At 63.0% G+C, this 26,038-nt stretch carries 22 protein-coding genes and 1 pseudogene; 15 read left to right on the top strand and 8 right to left on the bottom strand.

Translation table 11 applies throughout. From position 1 onward, the window contains the following. Nucleotides 1–119: 119 nt before the first annotated feature. Genes fdx through ACZK2V_RS00765 form a run of 3 tightly spaced genes read right to left on the bottom strand, consistent with a single transcriptional unit; the run spans nucleotide 120 to nucleotide 3,464 of the window. On the bottom strand, nucleotides 120–458 hold the full coding sequence (gene fdx / locus ACZK2V_RS00755) for an ISC system 2Fe-2S type ferredoxin (RefSeq protein ID WP_008786744.1): 339 nt from the start codon (nucleotides 456–458) through the stop codon (nucleotides 120–122). A 15-nt stretch (nucleotides 459–473) separates the two neighbouring features. Beyond that, a complete protein-coding gene (gene cueR, locus ACZK2V_RS00760) occupies nucleotides 474–953 on the bottom strand; it encodes a Cu(I)-responsive transcriptional regulator (RefSeq protein ID WP_049462209.1) in 480 nt (159 codons plus the stop codon). Nucleotides 954–968: 15 nt separating this feature from the next. Then, on the bottom strand, nucleotides 969–3,464 hold the full coding sequence (locus tag ACZK2V_RS00765; RefSeq protein ID WP_134950776.1) for a heavy metal translocating P-type ATPase: 2,496 nt from the start codon (nucleotides 3,462–3,464) through the stop codon (nucleotides 969–971). Between the two features lie 312 nt (nucleotides 3,465–3,776). Between ACZK2V_RS00765 and ACZK2V_RS00770 the strand changes: the two genes are divergently transcribed. Next, the gene (locus tag ACZK2V_RS00770) at nucleotides 3,777–4,058 is read left to right on the top strand and encodes an ArsR/SmtB family transcription factor (protein ID WP_425523792.1); all 282 of its coding nucleotides are present in this window, start codon (nucleotides 3,777–3,779) and stop codon (nucleotides 4,056–4,058) included. Nucleotides 4,059–4,108: 50 nt separating this feature from the next. Here the strand turns inward: ACZK2V_RS00770 and ACZK2V_RS00775 are convergent, their stop codons facing one another. Then, nucleotides 4,109–5,407 (bottom strand): MFS transporter, encoded by a 1,299-nt coding sequence (locus tag ACZK2V_RS00775; RefSeq protein ID WP_149909468.1) that lies wholly within the window; start codon nucleotides 5,405–5,407, stop codon nucleotides 4,109–4,111. 9 nt (nucleotides 5,408–5,416) lie between these two features. Next, on the bottom strand, nucleotides 5,417–5,665 hold the full coding sequence (locus ACZK2V_RS00780) for a metal-sensing transcriptional repressor (RefSeq protein ID WP_169708473.1): 249 nt from the start codon (nucleotides 5,663–5,665) through the stop codon (nucleotides 5,417–5,419). A gap of 233 nt (nucleotides 5,666–5,898) precedes the next feature. Here ACZK2V_RS00780 and ACZK2V_RS00785 point away from each other — a divergent pair, with 233 nt between their 5' ends. From ACZK2V_RS00785 to ACZK2V_RS00825, 9 genes are all read left to right on the top strand, one after another. Further along, a complete protein-coding gene (locus tag ACZK2V_RS00785; protein ID WP_134952143.1) occupies nucleotides 5,899–6,987 on the top strand; it encodes a cation diffusion facilitator family transporter in 1,089 nt (362 codons plus the stop codon). Nucleotides 6,988–7,030: 43 nt separating this feature from the next. Beyond that, nucleotides 7,031–7,408 (top strand): ArsR/SmtB family transcription factor, encoded by a 378-nt coding sequence (locus ACZK2V_RS00790; RefSeq protein ID WP_134952144.1) that lies wholly within the window; start codon nucleotides 7,031–7,033, stop codon nucleotides 7,406–7,408. Nucleotides 7,409–7,831: 423 nt separating this feature from the next. Then, nucleotides 7,832–9,139 (top strand): efflux RND transporter periplasmic adaptor subunit, encoded by a 1,308-nt coding sequence (locus ACZK2V_RS00795; protein WP_164171306.1) that lies wholly within the window; start codon nucleotides 7,832–7,834, stop codon nucleotides 9,137–9,139. Further along, nucleotides 9,136–12,312 carry an efflux RND transporter permease subunit gene (locus tag ACZK2V_RS00800; protein ID WP_134952122.1) on the top strand — a complete coding sequence of 1,059 codons (3,177 nt, stop codon included), beginning with the start codon at nucleotides 9,136–9,138 and terminating at the stop codon, nucleotides 12,310–12,312. The genes ACZK2V_RS00795 and ACZK2V_RS00800 overlap by 4 nt, the downstream gene beginning before the upstream one ends. Nucleotides 12,313–12,332: 20 nt before the next feature. Then, entirely contained in the window at nucleotides 12,333–13,838 is a 1,506-nt protein-coding gene (locus ACZK2V_RS00805; protein ID WP_149909466.1) for an efflux transporter outer membrane subunit, read from the top strand. Nucleotides 13,839–13,935: 97 nt separating this feature from the next. After that, nucleotides 13,936–14,280: a MerR family DNA-binding protein gene (locus tag ACZK2V_RS00810; protein ID WP_223224736.1), complete on the top strand. Its 345-nt coding sequence runs from the start codon at nucleotides 13,936–13,938 to the stop codon at nucleotides 14,278–14,280. A 91-nt stretch (nucleotides 14,281–14,371) separates the two neighbouring features. Further along, nucleotides 14,372–15,568: an MFS transporter gene (locus ACZK2V_RS00815; protein WP_049462200.1), complete on the top strand. Its 1,197-nt coding sequence runs from the start codon at nucleotides 14,372–14,374 to the stop codon at nucleotides 15,566–15,568. A 224-nt stretch (nucleotides 15,569–15,792) separates the two neighbouring features. Beyond that, nucleotides 15,793–16,491, top strand: coding sequence for a CopM family metallochaperone (copM, locus tag ACZK2V_RS00820; RefSeq protein WP_071228802.1), 699 nt, complete (start codon nucleotides 15,793–15,795; stop codon nucleotides 16,489–16,491). A gap of 10 nt (nucleotides 16,492–16,501) precedes the next feature. Further along, nucleotides 16,502–16,768 (top strand): glutaredoxin family protein, encoded by a 267-nt coding sequence (locus ACZK2V_RS00825; protein ID WP_008786730.1) that lies wholly within the window; start codon nucleotides 16,502–16,504, stop codon nucleotides 16,766–16,768. A gap of 6 nt (nucleotides 16,769–16,774) precedes the next feature. On the opposite strand, the pseudogene ACZK2V_RS00830 reads toward ACZK2V_RS00825, so the two are convergent. After that, nucleotides 16,775–17,424 (bottom strand): annotated as a pseudogene (locus ACZK2V_RS00830) (DUF3363 domain-containing protein). A 1,413-nt stretch (nucleotides 17,425–18,837) separates the two neighbouring features. On the opposite strand from ACZK2V_RS00830, the gene ACZK2V_RS00835 reads away from it, so the two are divergent. The 3 genes from ACZK2V_RS00835 (at nucleotide 18,838) to ACZK2V_RS00845 (ending at nucleotide 23,607) form a co-directional block, all read left to right on the top strand. Next, nucleotides 18,838–21,228: a hypothetical protein gene (locus ACZK2V_RS00835; RefSeq protein ID WP_130768356.1), complete on the top strand. Its 2,391-nt coding sequence runs from the start codon at nucleotides 18,838–18,840 to the stop codon at nucleotides 21,226–21,228. Nucleotides 21,229–21,445: 217 nt separating this feature from the next. After that, entirely contained in the window at nucleotides 21,446–22,273 is an 828-nt protein-coding gene (locus ACZK2V_RS00840) for a hypothetical protein (RefSeq protein ID WP_158704735.1), read from the top strand. A gap of 2 nt (nucleotides 22,274–22,275) precedes the next feature. Continuing rightward, complete coding sequence (locus tag ACZK2V_RS00845; RefSeq protein ID WP_080052957.1) at nucleotides 22,276–23,607, top strand: TniQ family protein; 1,332 nt, start codon at nucleotides 22,276–22,278, stop codon at nucleotides 23,605–23,607. A gap of 153 nt (nucleotides 23,608–23,760) precedes the next feature. On the opposite strand, the gene ACZK2V_RS00850 is transcribed toward ACZK2V_RS00845, so the two are convergent. Further along, complete coding sequence (locus tag ACZK2V_RS00850) at nucleotides 23,761–24,132, bottom strand: hypothetical protein (RefSeq protein ID WP_486322901.1); 372 nt, start codon at nucleotides 24,130–24,132, stop codon at nucleotides 23,761–23,763. An 80-nt stretch (nucleotides 24,133–24,212) separates the two neighbouring features. On the opposite strand from ACZK2V_RS00850, the gene ACZK2V_RS00855 reads away from it, so the two are divergent. Further along, a protein-coding gene (locus tag ACZK2V_RS00855) for an IS3-like element ISPa39 family transposase (protein ID WP_086009122.1) occupies nucleotides 24,213–25,372 on the top strand; the annotation gives its coding sequence in 2 pieces (ribosomal slippage) (nucleotides 24,213–24,471 and nucleotides 24,471–25,372; 1,161 coding nt in all). Here ACZK2V_RS00855 and ACZK2V_RS00860 read toward each other — a convergent pair. Then, nucleotides 25,373–25,633, bottom strand: a complete 261-nt coding sequence (locus ACZK2V_RS00860; protein ID WP_486322902.1) for a hypothetical protein — start codon at nucleotides 25,631–25,633, stop codon at nucleotides 25,373–25,375. 72 nt (nucleotides 25,634–25,705) lie between these two features. Here ACZK2V_RS00860 and ACZK2V_RS00865 point away from each other — a divergent pair, with 72 nt between their 5' ends. Then, nucleotides 25,706–25,987 carry a hypothetical protein gene (locus tag ACZK2V_RS00865; protein WP_033836035.1) on the top strand — a complete coding sequence of 94 codons (282 nt, stop codon included), beginning with the start codon at nucleotides 25,706–25,708 and terminating at the stop codon, nucleotides 25,985–25,987. Nucleotides 25,988–26,038: the final 51 nt, after the last annotated feature.

A 26,038-nucleotide genomic window follows, 5' to 3' on the forward strand; every position in this document is an offset into this window, starting at 1 on the left:
TGCAAGGGGGTGTAGACATCTGGCTCGCGGGTCGGTCGTCAGGCTGCAACGCCGTCAGTCCTCCGTCTGCCAGAGCAACCCCGCCGCAGGCCGGCGCGCCCGCGGCGGCACGCTGGGTCCTAGTGGTTCTCCTTGGCATGGTTGATCGTGTATTTCGGGATCTCGACGGTCAGGTCCTCGTTCGCCACGATGGCCTGGCAGCTCAGGCGCGATTGCGCCTCTAGCCCCCAGGCCCGGTCAAGCAGGTCGTCCTCGCACTCCTCGACCTCGTTGAGGGAATCGAACCCCTTGCGCACGATGCAGTGGCAGGTCGTGCAGGCGCAGCTCATGTCGCAGGCATGTTCGATCTCGATGCCGTTGTCTAGCAGCGCCTCGCAGATCGAGGTGCCGACCGGCACGTTCAGCTCGGCGCCCTCGGGCGCCAGTTCAGGATGGGGCAATACGGTGATCTTGGGCATGTCTCTCCCGGCTGCTCAGTGCGCACGCGGCTTCGTTGCCGCTGCGTTGCCACTTGTACGCCGTGGCACGGCGCCGGTGCGCGCTTCGGGCTCGTCGTCGCTGGTATCGAGTTGCTCCAGCGTGTGCAGGATCGGGCAGTCGGGCCGTTCGTCGCCGGCGCAGCACCGGATCAGCGCCTTGAGCGTCTCGGCCATCTCCAACATGCTCGCGATGCGCCGGTCCAGCTCGGAGATGTGCTGCTGCGCCAGGCGCTTGACGTCGGCACTCTGGCGCGACTTGTCGTTCCACAGTCCCAGCAGGTCCGTGATCTCGGCCACCGAGAAGCCGAGGTCGCGCGCACGCCGGATGAAGTGCAGCCGGTGTACGTCGTCCTGGCTATAGGCGCGGTAGCCCGAATCGTTCCGGTCGGCCGGGGGAATCAAGCCGATCTGCTCGTAGTAGCGGATCATCTTGGCCGAGACCTTCGAGGCCTTGGATGCTTCACCGATGTTCATGGTGTTCCTCCTTTCTCAATGAGCGGTATCCGCCGCCAGCGGCGGCTGGAAGCGGCGCAGGCGCAGCGCGTTGCCGAGCACGAACACGCTGGACAGCGCCATCGCTCCGGCCGCGAAAATTGGGGACAGCAGCACACCGTATGCGGGGTATAGGACGCCAGCAGCTACCGGGATCAGGGCCGTGTTGTAGCCAAACGCCCAGAACAGGTTCTGGCGGATGTTGCCGATGGTGGCCTTGGACAGCGCGATGGCGTTGGGCACACCCTGCAGGTTGCCGGACATCAGCACCACGTCGGCCGACTCCACCGCCACGTCGGTGCCGGTGCCGATCGCCAGGCCCACGTCGGCCTCGGCCAGCGCCGGCGCATCGTTGATGCCGTCACCCACGTAGCCGATCTGGCCGTGGGTGGCCTTTAAGCGGCGCACGGCTTCGACCTTGCCCTCGGGCAGCACTTCGGCCACCACCTCGTCGATGCCCAGTTGCTTGGCGATGGCCTGCGCGGTACGCGCGTTGTCGCCGGTGATCATCGCCACCTTCAGGCCGAGCTGGTGCAGCGCGGCAATGGCCACGGGCGTGCTGGACTTGATCGGATCGGCCACCGCGATGATGGCGGCCAGTCGGCCGTCGATCGCGGCGTACAGCGGCGACTTGCCCTCATTGCCCAGGCGCTCGGCCGTGCGAGCGAAGCCGCTCACGTCCAAACCCAGCTCACGCATGAAGCGATCGGCACCGACCTCGACACGCGCGCCGTCCACGGTGGCACGCACACCCATGCCCGTGACCGAATCGAAGTCGGTCATCGTCGGCAGCGCGATGCCACCTTCCACGGCCGACTCGACGATGGCGCGTGCGATCGGATGCTCCGAGCGCGATTCGACAGAGGCGACCTTCGCCAGCACCTGGTTGCGGTCAAAGCCGTCGGCAATCTCCAGGTCGGTCAGGACCGGGCGGCCCTCGGTCAGCGTGCCGGTCTTGTCCACGGCCACCACCTTGGCGTCCTTGAGCAGTTGCAGGGCTTCACCCTTGCGGAACAGTACGCCCATCTCGGCGCCGCGGCCCGTGCCGACCATGATGGAGGTCGGCGTCGCCAGACCCATGGCGCACGGGCAGGCAATGATCAGCACCGCCACGGCATTGACCAGCGCGAAGGACAGCGCGGGCGACGGGCCGAACACCAGCCAGACCAAGAAGGTCAGCACGGCGGCCAGCATGACGGCGGGCACGAACCACAGTGTCACCTTGTCCACCACGGCCTGGATCGGCAGCTTGGAACCTTGCGCCTGCTCGACCATGCGGATGATCTGCGCCAGCATGGTCTGACCGCCCACGGCGGTGGCACGCAGCGTCAGCGCACCCTTCTGGTTGACGGTGCCGCCGACCACGGTGCTGCCTTCCGCCTTTTCGACGGGAATCGGCTCGCCGGTGATCATCGACTCGTCCACGAAGCTGCGGCCCTCGGTCACTTCACCATCGACCGGCACGCGCTCGCCGGGGCGCACTTCCACGATGTCGCCCTGCGCCACGTCGTTGATCGGGATGTCCACGATGCGGCCGTCGCGCAGCACGTGCGCCTCCTTGGCCTGCAGGCCGACCAGGCGCTTGATGGCCTCGGAGGTGCGGCCCTTGGCCCGTGCCTCAAGAAAGCGGCCCAGCAGGATCAGCGCCACGATGACGGCGGCCGCCTCGTAGTACACGTTCACCGTGCCGGCCGGCAGCAGACTGGGCGCGAATGTGGCGACCATCGAATAGCCGAAGGCCGCGGCCGTGCCGACCGCGACCAGCGAGTTCATGTCGGGACCCAGGCGGAACAGCGCCGGGAAGCCCTTCTCGTAGAAGCGCCAGCCCGGAATGGCGAGCACCAGCAGGGTCAGCACGAACTGCAGATACCAACTCTGCTGGATGCCGATGGTGGAAGCCACCCACTCATGCATGCCGGGAATCATGTGCGAGCCCATTTCGAGCACGAACACAGGCAGCGCCAGCACGGCGGCCAGGGTCAGGTCGCGCTTGAGTTCGGCGCGCTCGGCGTCCTTCTTCTCGGCGGCTTCCTCGTCGGCCTGCGCGCCGGTATCCACCGGGTTGGCCTCGTAGCCGACCTTCTCGATGGCCGCGATCAGGTCCGCCACGGCGGCCACGCCGCGCACGGTGGCACGCTCGGTCGCGAGGTTGACCGTGGCCTCGGTGACGCCGGGCACGGCCTTGAGTGCCTTCTCGACGCGGCCCACGCAGGAGGCGCAGGTCATGCCCTCGACCGCCAGTTCGACGGTGCCAGCCGGCACGTCGTAGCCGACCTTCTCGACCGCCTGGATCAACGCGATGCGATCGACAGGACCGGCCAGGCGGATGTCCGCCCGCTCGTTGGCGAGATTGACGGAAACGCTGTCCACGCCCGGCACCTTGGCCAGGGCGGCCTCGACTCGGCCGACGCAGCTCGCGCAGGTCATGCCCTCGATGGGTAGGCTGATCGCTGCTGCGGTGGCACGAGCATCACTCGTTATTGGCATGCTCATGGTTGTTTCCCATAGTTGATATTCGACACGGGGGGAGCTTGGGGTTTACCATCGTGGGAAGGTCAAGCGCTTTTTTCGGGTACTGTCAGGTTTCAGAAATGGCCCGGCGCACGGGGGAAACGAGGGGCCTTGGTCGCCAGGCTCGCCCTGGTCCCGGGCTGTGCGCGCTCAAGCGGTCGCAGCCTCGTTGATCCTGAAGGGCACGAACAGCCGTTCGAGGGTAGGAATTTTTGAGAGATGACTCCACGCAAACCAGTCAGTGCCCCACCGAAGGGCCCAAGCACCGATCTGGCCTCCCTGTCACAGAATGACGTGACCATCCTGGCCGAGACTTTCCGGCTCCTGGGCGATCCGTCGCGGCTCAAGGTCATGCTGTGCTGCATGAAGGGGTCCACGTCGGTAAGCGACATCGCGGAAGCCGTCGAACTCTCGCAGTCGTTGGTCAGCCATCACCTTCGACTGTTGCGTGGAGCCCGTCTGGTCAGGGGCGTGCGCCAGTCCAAGCAGATCTTCTATGAGGTAGCGGACAAGCACGTGAGCCAGGTGCTGCTGGACATGGCCATCCACATCGTTGAGGACAACAGCGACGACTAGCCTTGGTGCGAAACAGCCCTTACCGCGTCCCGTGAGGCCTATCCTTTCGGTCAGATCCGGTGCAAGTCATCCACGACCAGCACGTGATGGTGCCCGCCTTGGTTCGCGTGCTGACGCAAGTGGGGGTGATCCGCCGACAGGTTCGGATGGTCATGGGCCAAGTCCGACGGGTCGCTGGCCGGCCACAGCCGAAGCGCCAGCGCCACGCCAGCCAGGCCGATCAAGGACATGACGACGAACGTCGATTGCAGCCCCGTGGCCGCGCCGAAGCGTCCGGCCAGCGGGTAGCAGATGAGCCAGCAGGCGTGCGACAGCGCGAAGTGGGCCGCGAAGATCGCTGGACGGTCCTCGGCGTGGGCCGAGCGGCGCAGAAGACGGCCGGATGGCGTCTGCGCCACGCTGTAGCCAAAGCCGATCACCAGCCACAGCGGCAGCAACAGCACATAGCTCGGCAGCAGTGCGCCGATCGCCGTGCCCACGACGAGGACAGCGGCGCCGGTGAGCATCGCGGGTCGGTCGGCTACTTTCTCCAGTAGGGACGGCAAGACGAAGGCGGCCACCATCGAGCCGCCTCCGAACGCCGCCAGTGCCCACGCCACCTCGACTTCGCCCAGGCCGAAACGCGCCTTCACGAGCACCACCGTGTTCACGAACACCATCGCGCCTGCCGCCGAGACGGCCAGGCTGATCGCCAGCAGGCCCCGCAGGCGTGGCGTGGCGAGGTAGATGCGCGTGCCGCGCGTCGTTCGCTCCCAGATGCCGCGGCGCCGGCCGGGGACGGACGTGGGCAACCGCACGCTGACCACGAGAGCGGCTGAAACGAGGAAACCGAGCACCGTTCCTGCGAACAGGTTGTGAAAGTTGATGACGGTCAGCAGCGCGGCGGCCAGCATCGGGGAAATCAGGCTTTCCAGGTCGTAGGCCAGCCGGGACAGCGACAGCGCCTTCCTGTAGTCCTCTTCGTCGGGAAGGATGTCCGGGATGGTGGCCTGGAAGGTCGGCGTGAAGCCGGCGGACGCCGCCTGCAGAACGAAGATCAGCAGGTAGATCTGCCAGACCTCGGTGACGAAGGGCAGGGACAGCGCGACGGCCGCTCGCACGAGGTCCAGCGCCACGAGCAGCGAGCGCCGCGGGAGCCGGTCGGCGAAGGCCTGCGCGACCGGCGCGACCCCCGCGTACGCCAGCATCTTGATGGCCAGCGCCGTCCCGAGCACCGCGCCTGCATCCGCGCCGGCCAGCTCGTAGGCCAGCAGGCCGAGCGCCACCGTCATCAGGCCGGAGCCGACGAGCGCAATCACCTGGGCGGTGAACAGGTGGCGGTAGGTGCGGTTCTTCAGCACGGAGAGCATCGGACGGCCTCAGAGCAGTTTGGTCAGCGCCTTCATTTCGGTCAGAACGGAGTCCTCGTCATGGGACAGGCAGTGGTCGATGTGGTCGTGGATCAGGACGCGCTTGGCCGCCGTCACCGCGCTTTCCACCGCCGCGAGCTGGCGGGCGATGTCGAGGCAGGTTTCTCCCCCTTCGATCATCCCGATGACGTGCCGCAGATGCCCCTCGGCGCGCTTGAGCCGCTTCACCAGGTCGGGATGGGTGGTGTGCTTATGCATGTCTTCCATGCTGAAATCATATCCCCCCAGGGGGGATATTGCCACTGGATGTTAGATCAACGGCTGCTTGCCAGGCGTGGGGAATGGTCGCCGAGCCAGGCTAAGGCAATTGCCCGGAGCGGCATCCCGGCCGTGGTGAGACGCGGACACAAATGTGCAAATCAATTCACATGAACACATATTCATGTGTTATATTTTGAGCCACAGTCAAAGACCCAGTTTCCCGAGGCCCCATGTCCCAATCCCACGCACATGACCATGGTCACGATCACGATCACGACCATGATCATGACCACACCCCGACCGTGACCAGCGCCAACGAGCGCAAGGTCCTGCTGTCCTTTTTCCTGATCTTCGGCTTCATGGTTGTGGAGGCCGTCGGAGGCGTGCTGTCGGGCTCGCTGGCCTTGCTGGCCGACGCGGGCCACATGCTGACCGACGCCGCGGCGCTCGCACTGGCCTACGCAGCATTCCGGTTCGGCCGCCGCGCGGCCGACAGCAAGCGCACCTTCGGCTACCTGCGCTTCGAGGTCATCGCCGGTTTCCTGAACGCCGTGACCCTGTTCGCGATCGTCGCCTGGATCGCCTACGAGGCGTGGGAGCGGCTGCAGGCGCCGCCCGTGATCCTTGCCGGCCCGATGATGATCGTCGCCGTGCTCGGCCTGCTGGTGAACGTGCTCGTGCTGTGGATCATGACCCGCGGAGAGACCGATCACGTCAACGTGAAGGGGGCCATCCTGCACGTGATGGGCGACCTGCTCGGCTCGGTCGGCGCCATCGTCGCTGCGATCGTCATCTACCTCACGGGCTGGACGCCGATAGATCCCATCCTGTCGGTCCTGGTGGCGGCGCTGATCCTGCGCAGCGCATGGAAGCTGCTCGCCAAGTCGATCCACATCCTGCTGGAAGGCGCGCCGGAGGATGCTTCGCCGGAGAAGGTGGAGCAAGGCCTGATGGGCGCCGTGCCGGGCCTGGCGGCCGTCAGCCACGTTCACGTGTGGCAGCTCACCTCCGGGCGCACGATGGCCACGCTGCACGTTCGCCCCAACGTGGACGAGGAAGCACGCGCCGTGGTCAAACGCGTCGAAGCGGTGCTTCGAGAGCAATTCAGCATCGAACACGCCACGGTCGGGATCGACTGGAACTCGGGCACCGACGAGAACGTCTGCAGCTTGCAGCCCACGTCGGAGCGTCAGGACCACAGCGGCCACGATCACAGCGGTCATGACCACAGCGGCCATGATCATGGCAATCACAAGCATGGCGGCGGGCACAGCCACGGCCATGACCACGACCATTCCGCTCCTGGTCACAGGCATTGAGGCCGCGCGAGCCGGCTCGCACTCCACTTGAGGATTTGCATCCATGACGTCCCGCGAAACCACCAGCGCCGACACCGCGCAATGCTCGACCACCAGCCACGACGCGGCGACCGATGCCCTCGCAATGTCGCAAAGTGACGTCGCTGTTCTGGCCGAGACCTTCCGCCTGCTGGGCGACCAATCGCGATTGAAGATCCTGCTGCAGTGCATGCATGGCTCGGTCGCCGTGGGGGACATCGCCGAAGCGCTCGACCTGTCGCAGTCTCTGGTCAGCCATCACCTGCGGCTGCTGCGCGGAGCGCGCCTCGTGCGCGGCGAACGCCAAGCCAAGCACATCTTCTACAGCATCGCGGACCAGCACGTCAGCCAGGTGCTGCAGGACATGGCGGTCCACATTTCCGAGGACAAAGCCGACGACTGACCAGGCCCAAGCACCCAGGCGAATGGCAGGTTGCGAGGCGCCGGTACCCACGCCGCCGGTTAGCCTCAAGGACGTCCTCGATGCGGCCTGGGCGCAACAGCCTGAATCGCGGGCCCTGCCTGGGCGCCGGGATGCCGCGCAGGCACAGCAATGGGCGGCGGCAGCTTGGACGCCTGAGCCTCCCGCGCTCGCAATCACCCACAAGACCGACCGGTTCAACCGCATAACGGCATTCGTGAGCTGGATGTCGGAGTGGCCACGGCGACGACGCGGGGTTCCCCACCACCTTGTCCATGCAGCCTGCCCGCTAGGGCAACCCAAAGGGCTTGACCTTGCCTTCGTTGTAACGCCCAGCCTCCACACAAATTTCTGCAGAGCGCTTCGGAAGGGCCGGAGTCCTGCATCCAAGAAAGGGGCACTTCCATGCGTAAAAAAATCAGAATCGTTGTGGTGGCAGGCGTCATCGCAGCCGTCGGGGGCATAGCGATTGCCGCCCGCGACGCCAAGGACGAGGGCAAGGCCGCGGCACCCCCGGCGGACGCGCCGATGGCGCCGCAGGTGCCCGTGGCCGAGGTCATCACCCGCACGGTCGCGCCATCGGCCGAGTACACCGGCTTCCTGGCCGCGCCCAAGACCGTCGAGCTGCGCTCGCGGGTCGGCGGCGCCGTCGATGCTGTGAGCGTCCCCGAGGGCAGACTGGTGCGCAAGGGACAACTGCTGTTCCAGATCGACCCCCGGCCGTTCCAGGTCTCGCTCGACACGGCTGCGGCGCAACTGCAACAGGCCGAGGTGCTGGCCAGTCAGGCCCAGGCCGACTTCGACCGCGCCGAGCGCCTGGTGGCGACCGGCGCTGTCGCGCGCAAGACCTACGACGATGCCGTCTCCGCGCGCAGTGCGCGCCAGGCCCAGGTGCAAGCGGCCAAGGCCGCCGTCGCTGCGGCGCGGCTGGATCTGTCCTACGCCCGCGTCACGGCGCCCATCGCCGGGCGCGTTGACCGCGTGCTCGTGACCGAGGGCAACCTGGTCAGCGGCGGTGTCGCCGGCGCGGCCACGCTGCTGACCACGGTCGTGTCCATCGACCCGCTGCACGTGTACTTCGACATCGACGAAGCCACGTACCTCAACGTCGTGAGCCGCTCGCGGCCCGCTGCGGGCGCCGGCGGCAAGGCCTCGCTGCCCGTGCAGGTCGGGCTGACCACGGACAAGGGTTTCCCGCACAGGGGCGCGCTCGACTTCGTGGGCAACACCATTGACCGAAGCACCGGCACGATCCGCGTGCGCGCCGTTGTGCCCAATCCGGATGGGCGCATGGCACCCGGCATGTTCGTCCGGGCCAAGCTGTCCACCGGCGCGGCGCGCGAGGCCGTCCTGATCGACGATCAGGCCGTGGGCACCGACCAAGGGCGCAACTACGTGCTGGTTGTGGGCGAGAACAACCAGGCCCAGTACCGGCCCATCGAACTGGGGCCGGTGGTGGACGGGCTGCGCGTCATCAACGGCGGCCTGCAGGCCGGTGAGAAGATCATCATCAAGGGCCTCGTGCGCCCCGGCATGGCGGTCACGCCGCGCATGGTGCCCATGCAGGCGCCCGCGGCACCGGCCGCAGGCGCGGCCGGCGCGACCAAGGCTGCGGCAAACGCTCCGGCTCCCGCTGCGGCGCCTGCCAAGGCCGGTGGCGCGGACCCCGCCAAGGCTGACGGCGCGGCCGGCTCGGCGGAGGCCCGCAAATGAATTTCCCCCGCTTCTTCATCAACCGGCCGGTCTTCGCCATCGTCCTGTCGCTGCTGATGCTGATCGCGGGCGCGATCAGCTACTTCCAGCTGCCGCTGAGCGAATACCCGCAGGTCACGCCTCCCACGGTGCAGGTCACCGCTAGCTATCCCGGTGCCAACCCGCAAGTGATCGCCGATACCGTGGCATCACCGCTGGAGCAGGCGATCAACGGCGTAGAAGGCATGATGTACATGCAGTCTCAGATGTCCACCGACGGGAAAATGGTGCTCACCGTCTCCTTCGAGCAGCATATCAACGCCGACATTGCGCAGATCCAGGTGCAAAACCGGGTCTCGCGGGCGTTGCCGCGCCTACCGCCTGAAGTTCAGCGCATCGGTGTTGTCACCGAGAAAACGTCGCCGGACGTTCTCATGGTGGTGCATTTGCTTTCGCCTGGAGGTCGATATGATCCGCTGTACGTCTCCAACTACGCCACACTTCATGTGAAGGATGAGCTGGCTCGTACGCCAGGCGTCGGCGATGTCCTAGTCTGGGGCGCCGGGGAGTATTCGATGCGGGTCTGGCTCGAACCCGCCAAGGTCGCTGCTCGTGGGCTGATCGCGAGCGACGTGGTTGCCGCCATCCGCGAGCAGAACATACAGGTTGCCGCTGGTTCGGTTGGTCAGCAGCCGGATGCCTCGGCGGCGTTCCAGGTCACGGTCAACACTCTGGGCCGACTGTCGAGCGAGGAGCAATTCGGCGAGATCGTCGTGAAGACGGGCGCCGACGGCCAGGTAACTCGCCTGCGGGATGTCGCCCGCATCTCGATGGGGGCCGATTCCTACTCTTTGCGCAGCCTGCTCAATGGCGAGCCGGCGGTGGGGATACAGATCATCCAGAGCCCGGGCGCGAACGCGCTGGATGTGTCTAGCGCGGTGCGCGCGGCAATGGACCGACTTCAAGCCAAGTTCCCCGACGGCATTGAGTATAGCGTCGCCTACGACCCCACGGTCTTCGTGCGCGCCTCGCTCCAGTCCGTCGCCGTCACGCTGCTGGAGGCCATCTTCCTGGTGGTGATCGTGGTGGTGCTGTTCCTGCAATCCTGGCGCGCGTCGATCATCCCGCTGATCGCCGTGCCGGTCTCGCTGGTCGGCACGTTCGCGGTGATGCACATGTTCGGTTTCTCGCTGAACACACTGTCGCTGTTCGGACTGGTGCTGTCCATCGGCATCGTGGTGGATGACGCCATCGTGGTGGTGGAGAACGTGGAGCGCCACATAGCGCTGGGCGAATCACCCAAGGACGCGGCGCGCAAGGCGATGGATGAAGTGACTGGCCCGATCCTGGCCATCACCTCGGTGCTGGCAGCGGTCTTCATCCCCTCGGCGTTCCTGTCGGGGCTGCAGGGCGAGTTCTATCGCCAATTCGCGCTAACCATCGCGTTCTCGACCATCCTGTCGGCGATCAACTCGCTTACGCTGTCGCCAGCGCTGGCCGCCATCCTGCTCAAGCCGCACCACGGCGCGGCCAAGCCCGATCGCGTCACGCGCATCATCGATGGCGTGTTCGGCGGCTTCTTCCGCCGCTTCAACAGCTTCTTCGACCGCGCCTCGAATTCCTACGTCGGGGGCGTGCGCCGCGCGGTGCGCGGCAGCGCCATCGTGCTGCTGCTCTACGTCGGCTTCCTGAGCCTGACCTGGCTGGGCTTCCACAAGGTGCCTGCGGGCTTCGTGCCCGCCCAGGACAAGTACTACCTCGTGGGCATCGCCCAGCTTCCGACCGGCGCCTCGCTGGATCGCACCGAGGCGGTCGTCAAGGAGATGACCAAGATCGCACTGGCTGAGCCGGGCGTCGAGAGCGTGGTGGCCTTCCCGGGCCTGTCGGTCAATGGACCGGTGAACCAGCCGAACACCGCGCTGATGTTCGCCATGCTCAAGCCCTTCGATGAGCGCAAGGACCCGTCGCTGTCGGCCTTCGCCATCCAGGGCAAGCTCATGGGCAAGTTCAGCCAGATCCCGGACGGCTTCGTCGGCATCTTCCCGCCGCCGCCGGTGCCGGGCCTGGGTTCTATGGGCGGCTTTAAGCTGCAGATTGAGGACCGGGCGGGCCTGGGTCCCGAGGCGCTTGCACAAGCACAGGGCCAGATCATGGGCAAGGCCATGCAGGCGCCCGAGCTGGCGAACATGCTCGCCAGCTTCCAGACCAATGCGCCGCAGTTGCAGGTGGACATCGACCGGGTGAAGGCCAAGTCGCAGGGCGTGTCGCTGACCGAGGTGTTCGACACCCTGCAGGTCAACCTTGGCTCGCTCTACGTCAACGACTTCAACCGCTTCGGTCGCACCTACCGGGTAATGGCCCAAGCCGATGCGCAGTTCCGCATGCAGGCTGAGGACATAGGCATGCTCAAGGTGCGCAATGCAGCGGGCGACATGATCCCGCTGAGCGCGATCGCGACCATCGAGCGCAGTTCCGGCCCCGACCGGGTGATGCATTACAACGGCTTCCCCTCGGCCGACATCAGCGGCGGGCCAGCGCCGGGCTACTCATCCGGCCAGGCCACCGCCGCGATTGAGAAGATCGTGAGCGAATCGCTGCCGGACGGTATGACCTACGAATGGACGGACCTGACTTTCCAGGAAAAGCGAGTTGGCAATACTGCTATCTATATCTTCGCGCTGGCGGTGCTGCTCGCCTTCCTGTTCCTGGCGGCCCAGTACAACAGTTGGTCGCTGCCGTTCGCTGTGCTGCTGATTGCACCCATGGCGCTGCTCTCGGCGATCGCCGGCGTCTGGCTCTCTGGGGGGGACAACAACATCTTCACGCAGATCGGTTTCGTGGTGCTGGTCGGCCTGGCCGCCAAGAACGCGATCCTGATCGTGGAGTTCGCCCGCGCGAAGGAAAGCGAAGGGGCCGATCCGCTGGCAGCCGTGCTTGAAGCCGCGCGCTTGCGGCTGCGCCCGATCCTGATGACGTCGTTCGCCTTCATCGCTGGCGTGGTGCCGCTGGTGCTGGCCAGCAGTGCGGGCGCCGAGATGCGCCACGCCATGGGCATCGCGGTGTTCGCCGGCATGCTGGGCGTGACGGTATTCGGCCTGGTGCTGACGCCGGTGTTCTACGTCGTGGTGCGCAAGCTGGCGCTGCGCCGCGAAGCGCGCCATGCCCGTGTCGGCATGACCGACCAGCACGCATGACGGCCAGGAGGACATACGACATGAAAACATCTTTCGCATTCACACGACCCGCCAGGACGCTGGCGCCGCTCGCCCTCGCGGCGGCGTTGACTGGCTGCTCCATGGCACCGAAGTATGACCGGCCCGCAGCGCCGATCGACACGGCTTATCCCTCGGGCGCGGCCTATGTGGAACCGGCGGCCGCGACGCCCGACGACGCGATCACGGCCGAGATCGGCTGGCGGGACTTCTTCCGCGACCCGCTGCTGCAGCAGTTGATCGGCATTTCACTGGAGAACAACCGCGACATGCGCAAGGCCGCGCTCAACGTGGAGGCGGCTCAGGCGCTGTACCGTATCCAGCGTGCCGAGATGCTGCCGAACCTGGGCGTTTCCGCCCGCGGCGCGTCAGAGCGCGCACCGGCCGACCTCAGCACCACGGGGCAAAGCGACGTGCTCCGGCGCTACGACGTGGCCGGGGTGACGGCCGCCTGGGAACTGGACCTGTGGGGCCGCGTCCGCAGCCTCAGCGACCGGGCGCTGGCGTCCTACCTGGCCCTCGACGAGACCCGCATCGCCACGCAGATGAGCCTGGTGTCCGAGGTGGCCAGCGCCTACCTCACGCTGCGTGCCGACCAGGAACTGCTGCGCCTGACGAGCGACACCCTCGCCACGCAGAAGCGCTCCTACGGGCTGACCACCCAACTGGTGGAAGCGGGCAACTCCACGCAGCTCGACCTGCGCCGCGCAGAGATCGCGCTGCGCACCGCCGAGGCCAACCATGCCGCCTACACGCGGCAGGCGGCCAAGGACCGCAACGCGCTGGTGCTGCTGTTGGGCCAGCCGCTGACGCCGGAGCTGTCCCGGCAGCTTGACGAGGCCATGGCGCTGCCGGACGACATCGTGCCGACCGGCCTGCCGAGCGGCCTGCCGTCCGAACTGCTCGCGCGCCGGCCGGACATCCGCGCCGCCGAGCAGATGCTGATCGGCGCTAACGCCAACATCGGCGCGGCGCGGGCCGCGTTCTTCCCGATGATCAGCCTCACGGGCTCGGCGGGCACGGCCAGCGCTTCGCTGGACGGCCTGTTCGATTCGGGCTCGCGGGCCTGGAGCTTCCTGCCGCAGATCACGCTGCCCATCTTCCGCGGCGGCGCGCTGCGCGCCAACCTGGACGTGGCGCACGTACAGAAGCGCATCGAGATCGCCAACTACGAGAAGTCCATCCAGGCGGCCTTCGCCGAGGTGGCCGACGGCCTGGCGGGCAAGCGCACGCTCGATGAGCAGATCCGCGCGGAGCAGCTCCTGGTGGCGGCCAGCCAGAAGGCCTACGAGCTGGCCGAGCAGCGCTTCCAGGAGGGCGTGGACAACAACCTCACTGTACTCGACGCGCAGCGCACGCATTACGGCACGCAGCAGACCCTGGTGCGCACGCGCCTGACGCGGCTGAACAACCTCATCCATCTGTACAAGGCGCTGGGCGGCGGCTGGACTGAGCACACGGTGCAATCGGGCGCCACGGCGCAGCAGCCCGCCCGGTCGCCGGGATGAGGGCCGGCGCGCAGCGGTGGCGTCCCCCATCGCTGCGCGCGGAGAGCTGGATGAGGATTGGTGAACTCGCGCGCTTGACCGGCACGCCCCTGAGAACATCAGGTTCTACGAACGGGAGGGCCTGCTGCCCGCTCCCGAGCGGTCCCGCAACAACTACCGGCGCTATGGCCCGGCCCATGTCGAGCGGCTTTACCTGATTCGCAACTACCGCGCGCCGGGCATCGGCCTGGATGACATGCGCAACTTGCTGGGCTGGACGCATCGCGAGTCCCCGGAACCCGAGCTGCTGACGCAGGCTGTCCGGGACCATCTCGCCTGTGTCGAGGAACGCATGGCGCAACTGACCCGGGTGAAAGAGCACCTGCTCGCATTGGAACGGCAGGCTGTTCCTTCTGCCGCTCGGGAGATTTGCGAGGAGCGACCAGGCTGCGGCGGTTCATGAGCATCGTATGGCCGAATCATGGTCTAATAACTGAACATATATTCATGCGTGTAATAATTCCGGCCAGACAAACGAACAAGAAGGACCGCCCATGACCGACCAGAGCATCACGCGCCGAAACATCGGCGTTCTCACCGCCGCGCAGGCGCTCGGTGGCGCCAGCGCGCCCATCGTGATGTCGCTGGGCGGGCTGGTCGGCCAGCAGCTTGCCAAGGACTCGGCCTCGATCACCTTGCCTGTGAGCCTGTTCGGCCTGGGTCTTGCCATCGGCACCTTGCCTGCGGCGTTCATCATGCGGCGCCATGGCCGCCGCAACGGATACGTGGTCGGGGTCGGCTTCGGCGTGGCCTCGGGCCTGATCGCCGCGCTGGGCATCATGCTGGCCTCGTTTTGGATCTTCTGCGCCGGCACCTTCCTGGCGGGCTTCTACGGCGCGTATGTGCAGAGCTACCGCTTCGCAGCCGCCGACACCGCCGAGGACGCGCTCAAGGCCAAGGCGATTTCCTGGGTGATGGTGGGGGCTCTCGCGGGTGCCATCATCGGGCCGCAGTTGGTGATCTTCACGCGCGACGCGGTAGCGGGCACGCCCTACGTCGGCAGCTTCCTCAGCCAAGCGCTGCTGCCGCTGATCGCCCTGCCGATCTTGCTGATGCTGCGCACGCCGCGCCAGACCCCGGCCGAAGCCGCCGCCGACAGCGGCCGCACGGTGCTGCAGCTCCTGGCGATGCCGCGCTACGCGCTGGCCGTGGCCGCAGGCGTGGTGTCCTATGGGGTGATGGCGTTCGTGATGACCGCCGCGCCGGTGGCGATGGTCAACCACGGGCATTCGGTGGACAACGCCGCCCTGGGAATCCAGTGGCACCTGCTGGCGATGTTCGGGCCGAGCTTCTTCACTGGGCGGCTGATGGTGCGCTACGGCAAGGAGCGCGTGACCGCCGTGGGCATGGTGCTGCTCGCCGCCTCCGGGGTGGTGGCCCTGGGCGGGCTCGGCCTGTCCCACTTCTGGGGCTCGCTGGCGCTGCTGGGCATCGGCTGGAACTTCAGCTTCATTGGCGCGACGGCGATGGTCACCGATTGCCACACCCCGGCCGAGCGCAGCAAGGCGCAGGGCATGAACGATTTCTTCGTCTTCGCCGCCACGGCGGCCGTGTCGTTCCTCGCGGGATCGATCCTGCACAACTCGGGCTGGCAGGCGGTCAACTGGATGATCTTCCCGGCCCTGGCGCTGATCTTGGTGCCGCTGCTGTGGCAGACCGCGCGAAAGCCGGTGCGGCTAGGTCCGGGCTGATCGGGCCGATGCGGAAGGTGTTCCATCTAGCGGTCACCTCAGGCGCTACATCACCTGCCTCCACCGCTGCAGCTTCGACAGCGCGTTGTCGTAGGCGGCGGAAGTGAAGGACTGGATCTTGCGCCGAGGGTTTTCATCGGCATCAACGGCGAAATGAGGGCCTTGACCTTCCAACAATGGGAGGCCCTACAGTGACTCCATCAACCTCATTCAAGGAGTTTTTCATGAGAGTCAACAAGTTCAGCCTGTTGTTCATTGCGGGCGCCGTCGTGGTCGCCATCGGCCTGAGGGCCGTTCAGAAGAAGGTGGTCCCGTCGGGTGAAGTGATGCAGGCCAATGCGAGCGGAGGTCACCATGGGCACGCGATGCCCTCCAGCGCCTCGGCCAATGACAGTCCTTCCACGACCGCGTATCGCGCCGTGAACGACCAGATGCACGCGGGGATGGGAGCGCAGTTCACTGGAAACGCCGACGTCGATTTCATGCGCGGCATGATCCCGCACCACCAGGGCGCGATCGACATGGCCAAGGTGGCGTTGCAGTACGGCAAGGACCCGGAGGTCCGCAAGTTGGCCGAGGAGGTTATCTCTGCGCAGGAAGGCGAGATCGCCATGATGAATAAGTGGCTTGGAGAACGCGGCCAACAGGCGGGGACCGGCAGCTCGGGCGACGCCTCGACGACCGCCTACCGTGCCGGCAATGACCGCATGCACGCCGACATGATGATTGACTTCAGCGGCGATGCCGATGTGGACTTTATGCGCGGCATGATCCCGCATCACCAGGGCGCGATCGACATGGCCAAGGTGGCGTTGCAGTACGGCAAGGACCCGGAGGTCCGCGAGTTGGCTCAGGAGGTTATCTCTGCGCAGGAAGGAGAGATCGCCATGATGAAGAGCTGGCTTGCCGCTCGGGGAAAGTGAAGGCACGACCATGAACCAAGCCAGCACCCCGCGCATCATCATCTATAGCACTCCAGCCTGCCCGGACTGCCGGGTGCTGAAGGAGTGGCTGTCCCAGCAGAGCATCGTGTTTGAAGAACGCGACCTGACCGACCCGAAGATTTCTGCGGAAGCCAAGTCACGAACCGGCGTGCGCGTGGCTCCGATCACGCTCATCGGTAATGAGGTCTTCTATGGCACCTTTGCGAGCCAGAAGCCGGGGCTGATGAAGGCGCTCGGCCGTTCGACAAGTAGATGAAGGGTCTCAAGAAATACTTGGCCCGCGCTGCCGTCCAAGCTCCCAAGATACGCCGCCACCGCGCACCACGGCGGCGATATGCTGCCCCAGCCGCTGCTCGATCATCGGCCGCCACGGCACCAACCTGAATCCCATGCCGTCGTCCAGCATCGCGTAGCGCCCGCTGGCGAGCATGACGCTGCGCCGGTAGATGCCAGCCACACGCTGCCCGTCGGCCACCGGGCGATGCTCCAGGCCGGTTTCAGCGGCAATGTCCTTCGCGGCCTGTGCCAGTTCCCGGTTGCGCAGCGTGCCCAGCAGGTTGCGCGCCAGGATCACGCGCTGCCCGCGCCGCTCGGCCAGCGCCTGTTCGGCCAGGAAGTCGGCGCGCTGTTGCATGGCCTGGCCTCGCCACCAAAGCCTAGGTCGCCCAGGCCCGAGCCGCCGCCGATCAACTGCTGGTCGAGCCACGTGGCCCCGATCACGCGGGCCTGCCGCTCGATGGGCAAGTGCGATTTCAGCTCCACGGCCACGCCGCCCAGGCGCTGCGCGTCGTACTGGCGGCCACGCTCGGCCAGGTCGTCCGGCACCTTCCATAGCCCTTCGGCAACGCTCCACAATGCCGGCCCGACGCAGGGCCCATTTAGTAGATGGAGTGCCGCCGGTCTTAGCCGCATGCAGCGTTAAGGCGGGCTTGATATTAAGGCCTCTGAGAAGCGTCGGAGGTAGCCTAGCGATGTCAGCTTCTGGCATGAAGCAGCCGTGAACTTCAAGAGGAGCGAGGCGCGTCAGCGTACGGCCCGTAGCGGACGAGACTCTAGCGATGTCGACCACTACTAGTCCTGAGTCGCTAAGGCCAACCGCATGCTTCGTCCGACTCCCCGCGAACCCTCGTAGGGCACATAAAGGGGCTCCTTACTTGTTAAGGACCGACAAGGTTGGACCGATGTCACGGCGGCGCTTGCCTCCTGGGCTGTTGGCGAGGGCCAATCAGCCGCGGACGTCAGCTCTGCCCCTAAGTCACTGCAACCATAGGTTCTCAGCCCTTGCGCAACCATAGGTTCAGCCAAAACGCAAACCTATGGTTGCCCGTCTAACAGCAATGTAGCCACGTGCCCATAGTTAGAGCGCGTTTTGGCCTCATAGTTGGGTGCAGCCGAGGCTCTACATTCACCGACTATTAGCACTTTGGCCCCATAGTCGGGGCGCTCGTAGCGTAGCTAATTGATATCGAAGGAAATGATTGCATAGTTGGAGACTTCTTTCATAGCTGAACCAACTATGGGTACGCGAATGAATATCCGCTCTCCAGACCGTGCAGTCTGCTGGCGTCTGCCACCTACCTGGATTCCGATGCAAGGTTGTGAAGACGTGGCTGAACCTAGTGAGGCAGCACGGATCTCGGATGGACGCAACGCGCAATGCAAGAAGTCGCTAATCAATGTGGCATGGACCCACAAATGAAAAGCCACTGTTAGTTCCACTCGCGCAATGGGCTCCAATCTAGCATTCGACTCGTCCGGAGAACGCTCGACGTACTAAGGCTTCAAGGATTGTAATGGATTGATTTTAAAGGAGGTATAACCATTTATGGCTTGCGAAATGCAGAGGGACTCAACGAGCTTGCAACGAGCATTGGTTTGCGTATGTTGGAGGAATGAACGCACTTTCCCTGCAAAGAGCGGCACTTGAAGCGTCCTCAGAAGAGGAACTGGCAGACAGGATCGTTGATGAGTCTGGGATCTGTGTTCGCGTGGGGGATGCCAGGCAGCTACTTGGATTCCGTAGCCTAGATGCAGGTAGACGAGCTGCAGTGCAGGGGCGCTTAGGCATCGAAGCGGTGAACTTTCCAGGTCGCCGTGGACGTTTGTCCCTTCGGCAGGCACCTATCAAGGAGCCCGTGCAATGAGCTAAGTAAGAAAGATCTCTGGGGAGAAGAAACAACAAACCCTGGCTGGCAGGCCAGGGCTTGTTCGCAGCTAGCGCTTAGTTCCGCGTAGCTGAATCTACTCCCGACCCGTGCTTCTTTCAAGTGCTCGTCAAAGCGGGAGGGGGCCGTGCAGCCATCTCCCACCATGAGGGAGATGGCAATGACCCCAGATCAGCTGAGGGATCATCTAAGAACGCTAGATCTATCAGTAGAAGATAGGTCCTTCGCACTCGAGCTCTTTGGCCAGGAACCAGGGCGCAGCGTTGGCGCCTATGCACTGGACAATGTGGTCGTCGACTTCTATTCAAGAAAGTGTCGCGATGTTCGCAGGCTGGAAAGCCATACAGTCGAGCAAACATTTGCATATGAGCTAGAAATTGATCCTGACGTCATCTCATATGTTTGCCAGGTCACTTGTCGTGGCATAAGGCGCGGCAATCATGTGTGCACCGCCCATGCAGACTTCTTTGTGGTTCGACGGTCCTCCGTGGAAATCGTGGAATGTAAGCCCATCTCCAAGCTCAGCACTCTTGTGGAGAGAAAGCCCGAAGAGTGGGTGCTGGACGGTGGGAAATATCGCAATCTGGTGTATGAGCGATGGGCAGCATCCCATGGGATCGAGTACAAGATCTGGGCCTCACCCAGCAACATCAGCCGATACCATAGGAACTTGCAGTTCATCTACCAAAACTGGGATGAAGATCTCTCAATGGTGCGCCGAGAGGGCTTTGCTGCGGTGGAAAAGCAGCTTTACATGGGGCCAAAAAGCATCGCGTTTCTTATGGAAGAGATCCCTTGGTTCAACGCTGGGGTCGCAGCAGGACTCTTGGCGGATAGGCTAGTCCACGGGCCCATAGGGCACATACCGATTACCGATACGCGCAACTTTCTCTTAAGCCTAAGTCAAGAGCAGGCGGAGGCGATTGCGGCCGAGTGCTGTAAGAACATCAACAACCTGTATGCCGAAGCTAGCGGCCCAGTTGCGCTCGCAAGTTCAGTTGATGTGGCAAAGGCAGTTGCAAGGCTGAAGAAGCTTGAATGCCTTGCTCGTGAAGGAAAGCGAGCGACACCCAAGATGAGGAAGTTGGAGGAGCGGGTGAGACTAGCGCGCGCAGAGGGTCGCAATCCTCTAGATGATCTCATCACCAACTACGCAAAGTGCGGGAACCGATCCAGTCGTCTCACTCACGCGCAATCAGAACTTGTACGCGGAGTCATTGGCTCACATTGGCTAAAGGGTAAGGTTGCGACGCTAGCCGATCTGTATCGTGAGCTAGCCCTGCAGTGCGAGTGCGCTGGCGTTCCTGTGCCTGGCCGGAAGGCGCTCGTCAGAAGAGTTCGATCCGTTTCAAGGGGGCAACGTGATCTTGCTGTCGGCGGTAAGCGAAACTATCAAGCAAATAGGCCGCGTTCCGACGCTCGGGTTAGATCAGGCCAAGCGCTTGCTGTGCACTCTGTCCTGCACATCGATGCAACCAAGGTTGACAACCGAGTCTTTACACAAGAAGACGAAGGGCAGCAAGACCACTGCCCGGTACTGTACTGCGGCCGTGACGAAGCGTCGTCTAAGGTTATGGCCCATGCCTTTGTCTTCGGTCCCGCTCGGCGCGAAGGGCCACTAATTTTGCTGAGGAACTATGTGCGCGAGCACGCGAAGCTTCCACACGCAATCGTGATCGATCGAGGCACTGATCTGAAGTCAGCCTTAGGTGATCTCTGTCGAACCTATGGCATCTCCATACTCACAGTGCCGACAGGCGCGAGTCGCTTCAACTCACAGTGTGAGACGGTTCAAGGGCTTATCAATTCCATGGTCAGCCACAAATTGATTGGGAGCACAAAGCCAGATAAAGCCGGTAGAAGTGTCGATGGAAAATTCAAAAGCAGATCGACCGCGCGCCTAGATTTCTCGACCGTAGAATCCGAAATTCACCACCTTCTGTACAGCCTGATGCCCGAGATGCCCGTGGATGGCTTCGCAGGTGCGCGAGAGCGATTTGAGAACAGTCAGTTGACTGCTCCAAACTCTGGAATACCAACGGTTGTAGACGATGACTTCCTATTTCAAACTTCAGTGAAATTGAAATCATGCTCTTATGAAAGAACAAGGGGGATCAGACACTGGAGGAGAAGCTACACGAACGCGGATCTCGCGTCGCGCGCGCATGAAGAGAAGATCCTCAGTGCTCGGCGTGATCCTGAGGATATTTCATTCGTTTGGATTCAGACCACGAAGAGACGCTACAAGGCATGGTGCTCGAAGGTCTCGGAGATTGGTCACTACTCCGAGCAGGATCGTCACTTCGAGGCAATGTGGGAGCAGTTCATCACGCCGGATGTTGAGAGCAAGAAGGAGGAGCTGCAGCGTAAGAACTATGAGAGGACGAGCATGGCCAACGCCAGGCAGCGAGCCAATGATATGGGGCTAGCAAGTGGAAAGGAAACGCAAGCCCCGCCAAATGCGAGTCGATCGAAGGTTCAAGCGAGATTGGTCGTCAACTTTGATGAGCTCCCCGATCTCATTGTGGAAGGGGATTCGCATGGACGCTAGCATCCTGCCCCATTTTCCAGCTGATGAGATGAGCTTCCCTTTCATACCACATCAGCGCTTTCTAACTACCCAGCACAGCCTACTGAAATCAGTTTCGAGAGCTCGGCCAGGAGACTTTGTTTGGTTGATAGCGCCCTCCTGGTCAGGAAAGAGCGAGTTGCGTCGGCAGCTGTTGCCTGAGCTCGGAGGAAATCCCCAACTTTGGCCAACAGGCCACTTGCCGCTGATCTCCGTAAGGGCAATCCTGAATCAGGGCGACAAGTTCAATCCGAAAGACTTCGCTTTGCGCCTACATCAGGAAATAACTGAGCCCGACACTAGCTGGACTAATGCTATGGAAACCGGTGGCGATCCTGACCAAACGCACGTGGCCGCAGAGCGGCGAGCCTCTTCAGTGTTCTGGCGTGAAGTGCGCGCGAGAACAGCGGAGAGAGACCTTCGTCTTTCGTTTGAGCGCATGTCTAGAATTCGCGGATTGAGGTACATCGTCATAGAGGAGGCTGCGAACATCTGCAGGGTTCCGAAGAGTCAGAGTTCACGCAACTACATGCTTGGCATCATGGCGCTTGTTGAAGAAATTGGTTGTGTGGCGATCATGATAGGAACCCATGAAGCGTCCACGCTCTATGAGGATTCCCAAGAGGTGTTCAATAGATCTGACGTTCTCTATATGCGTCCGTACGGTCTGAATGACAATGACGACCTGCGATCCTACGCCTCTCTGATCAAGGCGATCGGCAAGGGATTTCCACTTTCAAAAGGTAGCCTTCTCCAGGAAAACCTAGAGCTCATTGCTCTCAATGGAGGAGGAATTTTTGGCCCAACTCTGCGGTACTTGATGCGGGCGAATGAAGAGCGTTGTCGCAATGGTTCCAATACCATCGAGCTCGGGCATCTGCGAGCAGCGTCTGGAACCGAAAGGAATCACAGGCTGCTCTGGGGAGAGATAGACGCGTTCAATAGACTTGCCGATGGCAAGCGTTCTCTACGCCTAGCGGACTTCTTGACCATCAAGGGCTCATTGCCTAGCGAAGGCGATCTGTGAGGATGGAACCACCAAGATGGACGGTACTTCCACCTCTTGAGCTTCGTGATGCAGGTACTCCCTGGACAGAGTCGCTCAATGGATACGCAAATCGCTTGGCTAAGCTCAGCGGAATTTCGTGGTGCAAGATGCTTCAGCTTATCGACACCCACTCGTCGGAGGTGCCGTCTAGATACATTGATCAGCGCAGACTCGATGGGCTCGGGCCTGTGTCAGTACGGCGTGCGCGTTCACTAGAGAAGCTGACTGGGCAGTCACTTGTCGGTGCTACTTTGTATGGACTCTCAGAGATCGTCTCCTCAAGGGCAGCGAGCTGGAGTCGACACGCCGCTTGGTGTCCGATTTGCATCGGAGCTAGCGATATGGACGAGAGCGCCACAGAGAGGCTGATTTGGAGCTTCGATGCTTATTCTCACTGCTCGCTGCACGACGCCAGGATTGAGAACAGCTGTTCCAATTGTGGACTCGGGAAGTTGAAGAGCATTGCATTGAGAAAGTGCCCATCCTGCGGAGATCGCCTAGACAGGCGCACACGCTTTGACTCGGCGAACCCGACTCAGCGCTGGATCAATCAGTGCATAGAGGAACTGATCTCTTGGTGCTCAAATCATCCAAATCAGAGGCTTGAACTCTCGAACTTGGAGGTGTTTATAGAGGCAGTCGTGGCTAGAGGCGAGGGGCGAAAGTTGGATTACCGACCTCCTGCACGCTTGCCTGCAAGCTATTCTGACTACAAGAGCTGGACTAGAGTGAATTGCTTCAGACTCTTTAGAAGGAATGATCCGAGTCGATTAGAGTTCAATGAGCTACTCAATCTATCGGCAAATCAGTGCGTTTCTGTCTTGGACATTCTTCTCCAGCCTATCGAATCTGCGTCCGAACTTCTGCCTGGAATTGGATCGAATCCGGAGCTCCCACTAGGACGCGGTCGAGTGGCAGATGAGCGAAGAGAGTTTGCTCGATTGATTGACGCTCTGCTTGGTGATGACCAGTGCGTCCTTCCATCCTTCCAGGTGCTTGCGCAGCTGAGCGGAAGACGAGGGTCGTTCAAGTCTGGCCTACCGCACCACCACGCTCACTATGCGGTCCGGCTAAGGCGGCAACAGATGATGATTCGCGGTGTTTCGCGAAGAACGATAAACAGAGCATTTCGTCTTGCATGTCAGTTGAAACTTTCGCTACAAGGACAGCTGCTGATATCCGAAGCCGTGGCAAAACGAATCCACATCGAGATGGATGTCGCATCGAACATCGTGCGATCCGCGGAACTTGCCTGTAGCCTTCTTCTCCCAGTGGGAGGGATGAAGGGCGTAGCTCGTATACCCAATCTATGAGCTGAAGCCTTCCTGGTGGTCTTAGAAGTCTCTTGGTCTTAGATGCCCCGTCTGCCTGACGAACACGAGTGCATTCCACGGTTGCGAGGTGTCAGCAATAGTGCCGAAGGGTGGCATAAGTGCTGTTTGCTACGTCGACGGATGCGCAGAGCATCAGAGCTGTCCAAGATCTTGGACGACCGATCGCCCTTGGCGCAGGTCGATTGCCAGCAGGCGACCACCTGCGACCTGCCGGCCAGCGGCGCTGTTTAACCATGCCGCTTGAATCCTGCCCGCCTCAATTACCGCATCCGCCGCAAAGCTGTCAGGCATGGCCCGCAAGGGCTCGCCGGGTGACGCCAGACCTCCGACCAAGGGTTGCACCACCGTTGCTGCGGTGCTGTTGGACTTGGCGTAGGCGGTGGCTATCATTCGTCCGGCGCGTGGGCACCACCCTCCAAGTACCAGTTCGGTGCCTAGGGTTTGCCTCGACAGGCCTGCTTCAAGGGCTGCCTTCTCGTACTCAGGCCAAAGCTGGTCGATCACCAATGTCAGTTCCTTTGACCTGCCCCCCGTTTTCCGGGCCAACCTGATCTTAGTAGAGTCCGTCTCACAAGAGGACGGACATGAAGAAGCGATACACCGAAGAGCAGATCATCGGCTTCCTGAAGCAGGCGGCCGCCGGCACGCCGGTCAAGGAGCTTTGCCGCAAGCACGGCTTCAGTGACGCGTCGTTCTACCTGTGGCGGCGCAAGTTCGGCGGCATGGATGTGCCCGACGCCAAGCGCCTGAAGGCACTGGAAGCGGAGAACGCGCGGCTCAAAAAGCTGTTGGCCGAGTCGATGTTGGACAACGAAGCGCTGAGGATCGTGGCGCGGGGAAAATACTGAGCCCGCCGACGCGACGGGCTGCCGTCGCGGACGTGCGGGCGAAGCTGGGCCTGTCGGAGCGGCGGGCCTGCCGGGCACTGGGCTTGTCACGCAGCGTGTTGCACTACCAGCCGCGCATGGCGAACGCGCCGTTGCAGGCCAGGCTCGTTGCGTTGGCGGGCGAACGTCGCCGGTTCGGCTACCGACGGCTGCACATCCTGCTGGAACGGGAGGGCTGGATCGCCAACCACAAGCGAATCTACCGGCTGTACCGCAACGCTGGCCTGGCGGTGCGCAAGCGCCGCAAGCGCGATCGCGTGGCCGTCGAGCGCCGTCCGCTGCAGCTGCCGTCGGGGCCCAACCACACCTGGTCGATGGACTTCGTCTTCGACGCCCTGGCCAACGGGCGCCCGATCAAGTGCCTGACGGTGGTGGACGATTGCACCAAGGAAGCGGTGGAAATCGCCGTCGGCCGGAGGATAAATGGCCAGAACGTGGCCGACATCCTGGATGCGGTATGCCGTTTCCGCGGCTACCCCGCGGCGATCAGGACCGACCAGGGACCCGAGTTTACCGGCCGGGCGCTGGACCAGTGGGCGACCGCCAACGGCGTGACGCTTGTGCTGACCCAGCCAGGGAAACCCACGCAGAACGCCTATGTGGAGAGCTTCAACGGCAAGTTCCGGGACGAATGCTTGAACGAAAACTGGTTTATCTCGCTCGAGCACGCACGGGCGGTAATCGCCATCTGGCGCAAGGACTACAACGAGGTGCGTCCGCACAGCTCACTGCCCAAATGCACGCCTGCCGAGTTCGCCGCCGCGCTGCGCAACGAAGGTGCCTTGACTGGTTCGACCGCTGATCGAAACCTGACCCACCGGAGCGGTATGCTCCCCAACCTGGACTCTACTAAGTAGCTAGTGGCCCTGAGAAAGGGGGCAGGTCACCTTGGCTAGCTGCTCCATTGTGAAGTCCGCCCGAAAGCTGGCCTGCAGCATAAGTGCGTAGATCCGAAGGAAGAATTGAGTGCTACCGCGGCAGGCAAGCACCACGTTGTGTTGTGGAATCAATAAGAACTTCGCGCCGGACGATTTGGCGCCGGTGAGTGCATCCTCGGCGAGAGTGTCAACTGCAACCAGCATCCGTTCAGGGCTAAGCAGGACGTTCAGGATACTCAAGTGCGCGCGCTCCACTGGCTTGCGGCAATATCATGCGGATTGTGACGATTGTCCATCTAGAAGCACATTGGAATGAATTTTGAGATTTCTGACTTAAAGGCTCGCTTAGAGGCGTGCGAGACAGATCTTGCGGCGCACCGTGGCTACTTGAAGGCCCTGGAGTACGGGGTGCGGACGCTAATCATCACGCATCCGTATCCAGACTTGTTATCGAGAGCCTGGGCCTCGATTCTTCCTGGGATCACTGAGGCTCACGGGCCGGAGGGCGGGTGGATTTTCAACGCGGCCTTCCAGCAGCTGCTCTCGGTGTTGACTCAGCAAATTGAGGCGCGGGGCGGCAAGGTCGGTGATTAGGGGAACAGGACCTCGATCTGAGGTGGCATTGCCTCCCAGCCCAGAGCAGGG

This window comes from Stenotrophomonas sp. 93052_Sma (genome assembly GCF_056481145.1).